Source organism: Pseudoxanthomonas sp. X-1 (assembly GCF_020042665.1).
GTDB lineage: Bacteria > Pseudomonadota > Gammaproteobacteria > Xanthomonadales > Xanthomonadaceae > Pseudoxanthomonas_A > Pseudoxanthomonas_A spadix_A.
On record NZ_CP083376.1, the window covers coordinates 1,306,781 to 1,319,523 of the forward strand.

Below are 12,743 nucleotides of genomic sequence, written 5' to 3' on the forward strand. Positions count from 1 at the left end.
AGGGCATCGCCCACCTGCACGGGAACCCGATCAGAAGTCGTAGGACACCGACAGCCGGATCGAACGCGGTGGCTGGCGGATGGTGACGGTCTGGTACAGCGGGTTGTTGGGGCTGGCGTCGGAGCTCGGCGTGGTCTGGGCGAAGGCGTAGCGCTGCAGGGCCACCTGGCTGTCCAGCAGGTTGAACACGCTGCCGGTGAAGGCCAGGCGGTGATCGGCAAAATCCGGCGTCCAGGTCACGCCCATGTCGAGCTGGGTCATCCACGGCATGCGGCCCTGCTTGCCCGGAGGCGAGGGCTCGCCATTGCAGAAGTGGTAGACGCTGCCATAGCCCAGCGGATCGAGCTGCTGCTGACCGTAGAAGCTCAGGCAGTGGCGCGGTGTGCCCGACACGGCCGCGAAGTTGGCCGAGACCAGCCATTCCGGCGAGAAGGTGTAATAGCCGTAGAGCTTGAGCTGATGGGTGTGGTCGTTGTTCTGCGGCCCGTTGGCGTTCTCCATGATCGTCCAGTTGTCCCAGTCGTAGCTGGTGGACGTGCCGCCCTGGCTCGCATCCGAGCGCACCTGGCCCTCGGTGTTGCCGTAGCTGCGCGAGAAGACGTAGCTGGCCTTGCCGTACCAGTTGTCGGCGACCGGATGCTCGAGCACCGCTTCCAGGCCGTAGTACTTGCGGATCAGCTTCTGCTTGAAGCCCAGGTCCTGCATGCTCATCGGGAAGTCGAAGTACGAGCCGTCGCCATCGATCATGGTGAACACGTTGGTGCGGCCCGGGTTGATCAGGTAGCAGGTGTTGAAGTTGGCCACGTCATGCCCGGCGGCGTTGGCCGCGGCGGCCACCTGCGACATCGAACAGAAATCGTCGATCGCGTTGCGCAGGTTGCGGTAGGTGCCTTTCAGGCCCCAGACCCAGGCATCGCCCAGCGTGTGCTCGAAGCCGAGGATGTACTCATCCTGGTACTCCGGTTCCAGCGTGCGCGCGGTGGCGGTCTTGGGATCGGGCGCCTGGCCGAACTGGTTGAGCGCCGAGTACTCGCCGGAGATGTCGGTCAACCCGGTCGGCGAACCGTCGGCGGCGATGCCGGAGTAGGTGTACAGGTGGGTGGTGTTGTAGAAGCCGGCGGCGACGATCAGGCCGGGGTTGAGCGGCAGGCCCAGGTAGTAGCGTCCGGCGTTGGCGTAGACCTTGAAGCTGGAATCGCCATGCACGTCCCAGGCCGCGCCCAGGCGCGGCGCCCACTGCGGCTTGGTCTGGCGGATGTAGGGCACGCCGTCGGAGTTGAAGTTGGTGAACTGATCGTTGCGCAGGCCGATGCTCAGCAGCAGGTTGTCGGCCACCTGCCACTTGTCCTCCAGGTACTGGGCCTTCTGCGAGGAGCTGATGCTGGTGATGCCGCTCCAGGTGTTGCGCTGGACGTAGTAGCCGTCGGCGCCGTTGGGAAAGCCGGCCACCGGGCCGATGCCGTGCGAGGCGTCCAGCGGCAGGCTGGGATCGTCCGCGCGCTGGTAGGACCAGACATAGCCCGGGCCCGGCGCATGACCGCCCTGGTCGATCGCCTGCGAACGGATGTTGTCGATGCCGGCGCTCAGGGTGTGGTTGCCCAGGGTCCAGCTCAGGTCCACGCGCAGGTTGCTGGAGTGGTTGCCGCGGTCCGGTTCGCTGAGGTCGCCCTGCACCTGGTTGTTGTAGCGCGGGGTGCCGCCGTTGAGCGCCGGGTTCTGGTAGGTCCAGTTGTCCACGCGCACCAGCGTCGGGTCGTAGTTGGGCGGCTCGGCGCTGTACATCTTGGTGTCCATCTCGCCGTAGGTGGCCGAGAGGGTGAGCGTGTCCGTGAGATAGCCGGTGTAGCGGGCCACCCACATGTCGCCGCCGGTCTGGGTGTCGCCGTTGGCGTACAGGAAGCCGCTGCGCTCGAAGGCGCGGTAGTCGTAGGCGTAGACGTTGCTGGAGGAATCGAGCCGGTCGCGCACGCCGGTCAGCTCCAGCAGGTTGTCGTCGTTGATGTTCCAGTTGAGCTTGACGTAGGCGCGCGGCATCTTGCTGGTCTGGCTGATGTAGTTGCCGCCGCTGTCCAGCGTGTTGGTGGAATCGGTCCAGTCGCGCTGGAACTCGCCGGCGGCGAAGAAGAACAGCCGGTCGCGGATGATCGGGCCGCCGGCGTAGGCCGAGACGGTGTAGCTGTCGGTGCGGTTGGCGCCGTTGTAGTGGTACAGATCGCCGGCCAGCGGCGAATCCGGCAGGCCGTTGGCGTAGTGGGAGTTCTTGGCCCCGGCCCGGCCCCAGTCCGGCTGCCACAGCACCTGCGCGCCGTAGTGCCACTGGTTGGTGCCGTGCTTGCCCACCGCGTTGATCACGCCGCCGTCGGAGCGGCCGAACTGCGCGCTGTAGCCGCCGGTATAGATCTCCTGCTGGTCAATGGCGCCGTAGGGCAGGGTCAGGCCGCCCGCGGTGTTGAGCGGGTCGGTCGTGTTGAAGCCGTTGATGTAGTAAGCGTTCTCGGTCGGCGAGGAGCCGCCGAAGCTCACCAGCTCCTTGCCCGTATCGCTATGGAAACCGCCGCTGTTGGCGACCACGCCCGGCGCCAGCTTGGCGATGTCCTCGGCGTTGCGGGCCAGCGGCAGCCGCGCCAGCTGGCTGGCGGTGATGACCGTGCGCGAGTCCACCGCCGAGGCGTCGATGCTGGGCACCGCCGAGGCCGACACCTTGACCGCGCCCAGGTTGGTGGCGCCTGCCGACGCGGCGGCGGGTGCGGCGAAGGACACTTCCGAGGCCACCCCGACCTTCACCAGCACATGCGCGTCGGCGCCGACCGGCTGGCCGTCGTGGATCGCGCTGAGGGTGTACTCGCCCACTGGCAGGGCGGGGCTGCGGTACTGCCCATCGGCACCGACCTGGATCTCGCGGGTGGTGCCGGTGGCGCTCTGGATGCGGATGGTGCTGCCGGCCTCGGCCTGGCCGTACAGCGTGCCGGTGGTGGACTGGGCGAAGGCCGCCGGGCTGGCCGACAACGCCAGCCCGGCCGCAAGGGCGTGGAACAGCAGGGAACGGGAAAACGACATGGATCGGATCTCCGGGCATGGGGTGAGCGCGCCCGCACCGGTCCGGAAGGACCAATGACAATGCGGATCGCGGATGGCAAGGCACTGGACTGCGGCCACGGCAACGCGTCCTGTGCGGACGTGGCGGAACGGGCACTGCGACTACGAGGGATCCCCTGGCGGAGCGTGTCCGCCGAGCGTTTTTTACCATTCTGTAATCGGTTTCACAACTGCCTGACAAAACGGACAGAAGTCCCGCCCCGCCTACGTTTCAGCGCGAACTAAGGTGGTTGCGACCGAAACCTTTGGCGCGGTCTGCCGAAGCCGGTGTGCGCGGCGCGGTGGCGCGATATGCGCTGCATCAGACGGTGCTGCCGGAAGGTGGGTCGCGCGTGCTGGCCTGTCGCTTCTGCGCAGGGCTTGGCTGCATCGGGTGATGCACGTCGTGCCGCAACGCGCTGCCTGCATGAAAGTCCAGGGATTCCCTGTGCGCGGGGATGACGCTTTGCATCCGCAGCGCGAAGCGGCGGCAGACCTCCCATCGTCGTTCCCGCGAACGCGGGACGCCCAGCGTCTTTCACGCGAAAGCCAATCCAGGGCCCCTCTGTGTCGATCACCAACGCGCCCCAACGCGCGCGACAGGCGGCCGCGGCGCGTGGCGCCACGCTGCAATCGAATGTCGCACGAAGCCCACGTGGGCCTCACCACGCGCTGGCTAGCCTCAAAGACCCCACTTTCGAAGGTCATCCCCATGAGCAAGCGCGTTGCAGAGATCGTCGTCGAAACCCTCGAAGCGGCGGGCGTGCGGCATTGCTACGGCATCGTCGGCGACACCCTCAACCACGTCACCGACGCCATCCACCGCAGTTCGATCCAGTGGGTGCACATGCGCCACGAGGAAGCGGGCGCGTTCGCCGCGGGGGCCGACTCGCTGATCAGCGGCCAGCTGACCGCCTGTGCGGGCTCGTGCGGGCCAGGCAGCCTGCACTTCATCAACGGCGTGTTCGAGAGCAACCGCAACCGCGCGCCGATGGTGCTGATCGCCAGCCAGATCGTCACGCCCGAGCTGGGCATGGAGTTCCCGCAGGAGGTGGACTTCAAGGCGGTCTACGGCAGCTGCAGCGTGTTCTGCGAACAGGTCCACAGCCCCGAGCAGGCACGGCGCGTGGTCGCGCTGGCCTGCCAGGCGGCGATCAGCCGGCGCGGCGTGGCGGTGGTGATCCTGCCGGCCGACATCAGCCAGGCGCAGGTCAAGCACGACCTGCCGTTCGCCGTGCATCGCACCGCGCCGGTGCTGCGGCCCAACGAGGGCGAACTGCAGCGCATGGCCGAACTGCTCAATCGCGGCACCAAGATCGGCATCTACGCCGGCGCCGGCTGCGAGGGCGCGCACGATGCCCTGGTGGCGCTGGGCGCGCGGCTCAAGGCGCCGATCGCGCACACCTCGCGGGCCAAGGACTTCGTCGAGTACGACAACCCCTACAACATGGGCATGACCGGCATCTTCGGCATCGAGTCCGGTTACCACACGCTGATGGCCTGCGACACGCTGCTGCTGCTCGGCGCGGACTTCGCATGGGGCCAGTTCTATCCGGCCAAGGCCACCATCGTGCAGGTGGACCGGGACGGCAGCCATCTGGGCCGGCGCCACCCGGTCGACCTGGGCTTGGTCGGCGACATCGGCCCCACCCTGGAGGCGCTGCTGCCGTTGCTGGACCCGCGCGAGGACAGCGGCTTCCTGGACGAGTGCATCGCGCACCGCGACAAGGCCATGGCCAAGCGCGCTGAGGAGGAGCAGCCGGGCGAGGGCGAGCTCATCCATCCCCAGCACCTGACCGCGCTGCTGGACCGCTACGCCGACGACGATGCGCTGTTCACCGCCGACGGCGGCTCGCCGATGGTGTGGGTGCTGCGCCACATCCGCGTCAACGGCCGCCGCCGCACGCTGCCCAGCCTGCTGCACGGCACGATGGCCAATGCCATGCCGCAGGCGCTGGGCCTGCAGAAGGCTTTCCCGCAGCGGCAGGTGATCTCGCTGTCCGGCGATGGCGGGATCGCGATGCTGCTGGGTGATCTGCTCACCGCCATCCAGGAAGACCTGCCGATCAAGGTCGTGGTCTACAACAACAGCTCGCTCAACTTCGTCGAGCTGGAACAGAAGGTCGAAGGCCTGCTGGACAACTACACCGACCTGAAGAACCCGGACTTCGGCCGCCTGGCGGAGGTGATCGGCTATTACGGCCGCACCGTGACCCGCAGCGCCGACCTGGAGCAGGCGGTACGCGACTTCCTGGCCCATCCCGGTCCGGCGCTGCTGGACGTGCACACCAGCCCGACCGAACTGGTCATGCCGCCGCAGATCGAGGCCGGGCAGGTCGCCGGCACCGCGCTGTACGCGGCCAAGGCCGTGCTCAGCGGCCGCCTGGGCGACGTCAAGGAACTGCTGACCACCAACTTCCTCAACAAGAAGTAGGCGCGCGGCGACCGCTTTGCGGGTTGGGTGGTCTGGTGGTTGGTTGGGTGGTTTGGGGTTTGGGTGGGAGCCGCCATGGCGGCGATGAGGCTGTACCGGTAAAGCCCTTGCCGCCATGGCGGCTCCCACAGGAGGCTGGCGCAGGACGCTTTGTGCATGGCATCGCGCTGTCAGGGTGGCGTGGGCGTCGTACCATCGCGCGGTCCCCACGCCTGGCCCTCCCGCATGTCCTCATCCGCTTCGCCGGCGCTGGTGCGCCCGCGCTGGTTCGTCGCCGGCGATCTCAACGGCTTCTTCGGCCTGGTGGTCGACAACCTGTCGATCCTGGGCTTCATCGCGATGGCGCTGGTCGGGATCTACCAGTTCCCGGCCGAGGTGGTGTTCGGGCGCATGTTTCCCGGCACCGCCTTCGGCGTACTGGTCGGCAACCTGGCCTATACGGTGATGGCGCGGCGGCTGGCGCGGCGCAGCGGGCGCGAGGACGTCACCGCCATGCCGCTGGGCCTGGATGCGCCGACCAGCATCGGCATGGCGCTGCTGGTGCTGGGCCCGTCCTTCGTCGGCTTCAAGGCCGGCGGCATGGCGCCGGAGGCGGCGGCCATCGCCACCTGGCAGCTGGGCATGGGGGCGCTGGTGGTGATGGGGCTGTTCAAGCTGGTGCTGTCCTTCTTCGGCGAGGCGGTCACGCGCGCGCTGCCGCGCGCGGCGCTGCTGGGGTCGATCGCCGGCATCGCGCTGGTGCTGATGGGCCTGCTGCCGCTGCTGGAAACGCTCAAGTCGCCGGTGGTCGGCCTGCTCACGCTGGGGCTGCTGCTGTACGTGCTGATCGCCAAGGGACGTCTGCCGATCCGGATGCCGGGCGTGCTGCTGGCCTTTGTCGTCGGCACGGTGCTGTATTACGCGCTCGGCCTGGCGGGGCTGGGGGCGCCGGGCTTCGCGCTGCCGGCGCTGGTGGCCCCGCATGTCGCGCTGCCGTGGCCGTCGCTGGGCTTCGTGCAGGGACTCTCGTATGCCGTGCCGTACCTGCCGCTGCTGCTGCCGTTCGGCCTGCTGATGGTGGTCGGCGGCATCAACGTGTCCGAGAGCGCGCGCGCGGCCGGCGACGACTACCGCACCCGCGACATCCTGCTGGTCGAGGCCATCGCCACGCTGGTGGCCGGCGTGTGCGGCGGTGTGGCGCAGACCACGCCCTACATCGGCCAGCCGGCGTACAAGCACATGGGCGCGCGCAGCGGCTACACGCTGCTCACCGGGCTGTTCATCGGCATCGGCGGCATGCTGGGCATCGTCTCGATGCTGGTGCAGTGGCTGCCGCTGGCGGTGCTCTCGCCGATCATCGTCTACGTGGCCATCGACATCACCACCCAGGCCTTCCAGGCCACGCCGCAGAAGCATGCCGGCGCGATGGTGCTGGGCTTCCTGCCGTCGGTGGCCTATCTGTTGCTGATCAAGGCGCACGGCTGGATCGCACCGGACGCCTTCGCCGCCATGGCCAGCACCCTCGATGGCCATGGCCTGCCGGAGATGGCGGTGATCGCGGTGCTGGGCAACGGCTTCATCATCACCGCGATGCTGTGGACCGGCGCGGTGGTGGCGATGATCGACGGCGTGCTGCGGCGCGCGGCGGCGTTCTGGCTGGTGGCGGCGGTGTTCACGCTGTTCGGCGTGATCCATTCGGTGATTCCCAGCGGCGGGATCTACTTCCCCTGGCAGCTTCAGGGCCTGGCCGCGACGATCTGCTGGCAGTTCACCGGCGCCTATCTGGCGCTGGCGGTCCTGATGGCGCTGCTGGCGCTGCAGAAGCAGCCCGCGCGCTGACCCGCAGGCGCACGGCGGCGCTTGACCTGCTTCCGCTGCGCCTTCGACCATCGCCGCTTCCCCCACCGCGAGATCCCGATGATGCCCGCTCCCCTGATGGCCCGCCGCCTGCGCAGCGTGGTCGTGGTCGTCCTGCTGTGCCTGGCCACCGTCGCGAACGCGCAGGCCAGGTCGCCCGAACCGGCGCCCTGGTGGACCGGCCTGCCGCCCATGAAGAGCACCACGGTCTATGGCCAGACCCTCCGTTACTACGACGTGGGCAGCGGCCCGACCCTGGTGCTGCTGCACGGGCTGGGCAGCAACGCCGGCTTCGACTGGGGCGCGGTGATCCCCGAACTGGCCAAGCACTACCGCGTGCTGGCGCCGGACCAACTCGGCTTCGGCCAGTCCGCCAAGCCGACGATCGCCTACGGGGTGACCACCTGGGTGGACATGCTGGGCGGGTTCCTGCGCGACCGCGACGTGCGGGAATTTTCCCTGGCCGGCGAATCGCTGGGCGGCTGGATCGCCGGCCTCTACACCGTGCGCGCCGGTGAGGCCGGCCTGCCCCTGCCTTCGCGCCTGATCCTGGTCGACGCCGGCGGCCATCCCTCGATGAAGCCCGTCCCGGGCAAGTCCGGCGGGCCGGCGTCATGGCCGCCGCTGTCCATCGCCGGCACGCGCGAGGGCCTGGCGCGCTTCGTCTTCCACGACCCGGCCAAGGTCACCGCGCAGATCGCCGAGCGGGCCTTCGCCATGCGCCTGGCCGAGGGCAGCCAGTACACCCAGGACAGCTTCCGCCAGGGCCTGGGCGCCGATGACAGCGTGTTCCTCGACCAGGCCGCGCTGGCGCGGCTCGACCTGCCGGTGCTGGTGGTCTGGGGTGCGCAGGATCGGCTGGTGCCTCCGGCCAACGGCAAGGACTTCGCCGCCTGGATTCCGCATGCGCGCCTGGTGGCGATCGATCAGGCCGGCCACGCGCCGGCGGTCGAACAGCCGCAGCGCTTCCTCGAGGCGGCGTTGCCGTTCCTGCAGGGGCGTTGAGCTTCCAAAAGACGGGGGCTGGCGCGGGACGCATGGTCCGTGCCGGCCATCTCCACTTCCGGCAAGGGCAGGCTTACACTTCGACCGCTACGGCAGCCGCCGCCACCGTAGCGCCCCGGGAGAGGACTGGCGGCCGTCTTCATTGCGGGATCAGCGATGTTGAAGCGACTTGCGTTGGGTGTGCTGGGACTGCTGGTTCTGGCGGTGGTCGGCCTGTGGCTGCTGGCCTGGCGACCTTCCATCGATCCCATCGCGCCGCCGGCCGCGGCCAGCTTCCCCGCGGAGCTGGTGCAGCGCGGCCAGGTCCTGGCCGGCGCCGGCTACTGCGCCACCTGCCATACCGCCAAGGGTGGCGCGCCCTACGCGGGCAACTATCCGATGGAGACCGCGTTCGGCACGCTGTACGCCAGCAACATCACGCCCGATCCGGACACCGGCATCGGGCGCTGGTCGCAGGAGGCCTTCGTGCGGGCCATGCGTCAGGGCGTGGCACGGGATGGCACGCAGCTGTTCCCGGCCTTCCCCTATCAGCATTTCGAGTTGGTCAGCGACGAGGACCTGCATGCGCTGTATGCCTTCCTGATGACCCGGCCGGCCGTGCATCAGGAGAAGCGCGAGAACGAACTGCCGTTCCCGTTGAACTGGCGCGCGCTGCAGGCCGGATGGAAGCTGCTGTTCTTCCGCCACGGCCAGTACGGCCCGCTCACCGGCAAGGATGCGCAGTGGAATCGCGGCGCCTATCTGGCCGAGGGCCTGGCGCATTGCTCGGCCTGCCACAGCCCGCGCAACGTGCTGGGTGCGGAGAAGACCGGCGCTGCGCGCTACGACGGCGCGCGCATCGACGGCTGGTACGCACCGCCGCTCAACGCGACCAACCACGCGCCGGTGCCCTGGACGCAGGACGAGCTGTACGCCTACCTGCGCACCGGCGCCACCGCGCTGCACGGCAGCGCCGCCGGGCCGATGTCGCCGGTCGTGCATCAAGGCCTGTCGGCGCTGTCGGACGAGGACGTGCAGGCCATCGCCGCCTACTACGCCGAGCATTTCGGCACCCGGGGCCAGACGGCCGCGCCGTCCGCGGACGTGCTGGCGAAGGCCATGGCCGGCGACGCGCTCAGCCCGGCGCACCAGCTGGACCAGGCCGCCAACCTGTACAACGCCGCCTGCGCCTCGTGTCATTACAACATCGCGCCGCATCCGCAGCTGGCACGCCCCGAGCTGGGCCTCAACAACGCGTTCACCGCCGACGAGCCCGACACCCTGATCCAGGTGCTGCTGCACGGCATCGGCACGCAGGAGGGGCAGGCCGGCGTGCTGATGCCCGGCTTCGCGCACAGCTTCAGCGATACGCAGATCGTCGCGCTGGCGGCGTGGCTGCGCCGCACCCGCACGGACCGCCCGCCCTGGCCGGACCTGGAGCAGCGCGTCGCCGAACTGCACGCCCAGATACGCCCCGGCCCGCAGGCCGGCACCACCGGAGGCCAGTGAGATGACCCAGCTCTTCGTCAACGGCGCGCCGGTCGAAGTGGATGCCCAGGACGACACCCCACTGCTGTGGGTGATCCGCGACCAGCTGCACCTGACGGGTGCCAAGTTCGGCTGCGGCATCGGCATGTGCGGGGCCTGCACGGTGCACGTCAACGGCCGCGCCATCCGCTCGTGCATCACCCCGGTCGGCGCGGTCGCCGGACAGCAGGTGACCACCATCGAGGGCCTGTCACCGGACGGCCAGCACGTGCTGCAGCAGGCCTGGGTGGAGGCGCAGGCGCCACAGTGCGGCTACTGCCAGCCCGGCCAGATCATGCAGGCCGCGACCCTGCTGGCCGACTTCCCCAATCCCACCGATGCGGAAATCAACGCGGTGATGGGCGGCAGCCTGTGCCGGTGCATGGCCTATGTGCGCATCCGCAAGGCGATCAAGCTGGCCGCCGGCCACATGCAGGCCGCGCCGGCCCAGACCGCTCCCGCCAGCGAGGCCGGCCATGAATGAGATGACCCCGCCGCGCGGGCTGCGCCTGAGCCGCCGCGGCTTCCTGATCGGCGCGGCCGGCACCGGCTTTGTCATGGCCTTCGCGCGCGCCGCGGTGTTCCTGCCGGAGCAGGCGCAGCAGGTGGTCGCCGAAGGCGGCTACGACCCGGACCTGTGGTTCCACCTGGCGCCCGACGGCACGGTGACGGTGAACGTGATCCGCGCCGAGATGGGGCAGCACGTCGGCACCGCGCTGGCCCGCATCCTGGCCGACGAGCTGGAGGCGGACTGGTCCAAGGTCCAGGTCAAGCACGTGGACAGCGATCCCAAGTGGGGCCTGATGGTCACCGGCGGCAGCTGGTCGGTGTGGCAGAGCTTTCCCCAGCTCAGCCAGGCCGGCGCGGCCGGGCGCATCGCCCTGATCGAGGAGGCGTCCAAGCTGCTGCATGTGCCCGTGGCGCAGCTGAGCGCGCGCAACAGCGTGGTCAGCGGCGGCGGGCGCTCGATCGGCTATGCCGAGATCGTCCAGCGTGGCGACCTGCGCCGCAGCTGGAGCGCGGAGGAACTCAAGGCCCTGCCGGTCAAGTCGCCGGACGAGCGGCGGCTGGTGGGCCTGGAGACCCAGGCCCTGGACATTCCCGGCAAGACCGACGGCAAGGGCGTGTACGGCATCGACGCGCGGATCGAGGGCATGGTCCATGCCGCGCCGGTCGTGCCGCCCACGCGTAACGGGTCCAAGGTCGTCTCGGTGGACGAGTCGGCCGCCAAGCAGCTCAAGGGCTACCAGGGCCACCTGGTCCTGGACGATCCCTCGGGCACGGTGCCGGGCTGGGTGCTGGCGCTGGCCGATTCCACCTGGGCCGCGTTCCAGGCCGCGGCGCTGCTGAAGGTGCAGTGGGCCAGCGACGACACCGCCAAGGTCTCCGAGAAAGACCTGCAGGCGCATGCCGTCGGCCTGATCGACGACGCCAAGGCCGGCGCGCGGGTCGTGGAAGGGCCGGTCGAGGACGCCTTCGCCAAGGCCGCGCGGACGGTCCAGGCCGACTACACCACCGCCAGCGTGCTGCATTTCCAGCTCGAACCGCTCAATGCCACGGCCCTGCTCAAGGACGGCGTGTGGGAGATCCACACCGGCAACCAGTGGCAGTCGCTGATCCTGCCCACCCTGGCCAAGGCGTTGGGCGTGGGCGAGGACAAGGTGGTCCTGCGCACGTATCTGCTCGGCGGCGGCTTCGGCCGTCGCCTCAACGGCGACTACGCGGTGCCCGCGGCGCTGGCGGCCAAGGCGCTGGGCAAGCCGGTCAAGCTGACCTTCGCCCGGCCCGACGATGCGCGCTTCGATTCGTTCCGCTCGCCCTCGCTGCAGCGCCTGCGCATGGGCTTCGACGCGCAGGGCAAGGTGCTGGCGATGCAGCACGACGCCTGCGCCGGCTGGCCCACCCAGGTCATGGCGCCGGCGCTGATGCCCAAGGCCAAGAACGGCGTGGCCTACGATCCCTTCGCCATCTCCGGGGCCGACCATTGGTACACGGTCGGCGCGCATCGGGTGCGGGCGATCTCCAACGATCTGGCCAACCGCGCCTTCCGCCCGGGCTGGCTGCGTTCGGTCGGGCCGGGTTGGACCAACTGGGCGCTGGAGAGCTTCATGGACGAGGCGGCGCACGCGCTGGGCAAGGACCCGCTGCAGTTCCGCCTGGAGCTGCTCGACGGCGCGGGCGACAACGCCGGCAGCGCGCCCAACGCGGTCGGCGGCGCCAACCGCCAGGCCGGCGTGCTGCATCGCCTGGCCGATCTGTGCGGCTGGGGACAGGCGCTGCCGGCCGACACCGCGCTCGGCCTGGCCACCTCGTTCGGCCAGGAGCGCGACATGCCCACCTGGGTCGCATGCGCGGCGCGGGTGCGCGTCGACCGCGCCAGCGGCGAGGTCAAGGTGGAGAAGCTGTGGGTGGTGACCGATTGCGGCACCGTGGTCCATCCGGACGGCGCGCTGGCGCAGACCGAGGGTGCGTGCCTGTGGGGCCTGAGCATGGCGCTGTACGAGGGCACCACCTTCGAGGGCGGCCAGGTGCGCGACCACAACCTCAACGCGTACACGCCGCTGCGCATGGCGGACGTGCCGGAGCTGCAGATCGAGTTCATCGCCAGCACGCAGGCCGCCGTCGGGCTGGGCGAGCCGGCCACCACGGTGGTGGCGCCGGCGATCGGCAACGCCATCTTCCGTGCGGTCGGCGCGCGGGTGCGCCATCTGCCAATCACGCCGGCGCAGGTGCAAGCGGCGTTGCCGGCGGCCCAGGCCAAGGCGCCGGCCTGACCTGGCGCCTGCCGCGGGGCGGGCCATCCCGCGAGGCCTGGACCTGACTCGTGGCCAAGCGGCAGATGCCGATGGGGAACCGCTTCCGCAGGCAGGCGGTCACACCGGTCACC

7 protein-coding genes are annotated in these 12,743 nt (G+C 69.7%); 6 read left to right on the top strand and 1 reads right to left on the bottom strand.

Going from position 1 to position 12,743, the window contains the following annotated elements; genetic code table 11:
- Positions 1-30 precede the first annotated feature (30 nt).
- Positions 31-3,057: a TonB-dependent receptor gene (locus LAJ50_RS05750; protein ID WP_130550949.1), complete on the bottom strand. Its 3,027-nt coding sequence runs from the start codon at positions 3,055-3,057 to the stop codon at positions 31-33.
- A 730-nt stretch (positions 3,058-3,787) separates the two neighbouring features.
- On the opposite strand from LAJ50_RS05750, the gene LAJ50_RS05755 reads away from it, so the two are divergent.
- The 6 genes from LAJ50_RS05755 (at position 3,788) to LAJ50_RS05780 (ending at position 12,630) form a co-directional block, all read left to right on the top strand.
- Positions 3,788-5,509: a thiamine pyrophosphate-dependent enzyme gene (locus tag LAJ50_RS05755; protein WP_138652323.1), complete on the top strand. Its 1,722-nt coding sequence runs from the start codon at positions 3,788-3,790 to the stop codon at positions 5,507-5,509.
- 225 nt (positions 5,510-5,734) lie between these two features.
- A complete protein-coding gene (locus LAJ50_RS05760) occupies positions 5,735-7,327 on the top strand; it encodes a hypothetical protein (RefSeq protein WP_138652321.1) in 1,593 nt (530 codons plus the stop codon).
- Between the two features lie 81 nt (positions 7,328-7,408).
- Complete coding sequence (locus tag LAJ50_RS05765) at positions 7,409-8,350, top strand: alpha/beta hydrolase (RefSeq protein ID WP_171044564.1); 942 nt, start codon at positions 7,409-7,411, stop codon at positions 8,348-8,350.
- 156 nt (positions 8,351-8,506) lie between these two features.
- Complete coding sequence (locus tag LAJ50_RS05770; protein ID WP_138652317.1) at positions 8,507-9,838, top strand: cytochrome c; 1,332 nt, start codon at positions 8,507-8,509, stop codon at positions 9,836-9,838.
- A gap of 1 nt (position 9,839) precedes the next feature.
- Positions 9,840-10,340 (top strand): (2Fe-2S)-binding protein, encoded by a 501-nt coding sequence (locus tag LAJ50_RS05775; protein ID WP_138652315.1) that lies wholly within the window; start codon positions 9,840-9,842, stop codon positions 10,338-10,340.
- Entirely contained in the window at positions 10,333-12,630 is a 2,298-nt protein-coding gene (locus LAJ50_RS05780) for a molybdopterin cofactor-binding domain-containing protein (RefSeq protein ID WP_138652313.1), read from the top strand. The genes LAJ50_RS05775 and LAJ50_RS05780 overlap by 8 nt, the downstream gene beginning before the upstream one ends.
- Positions 12,631-12,743: the final 113 nt, after the last annotated feature.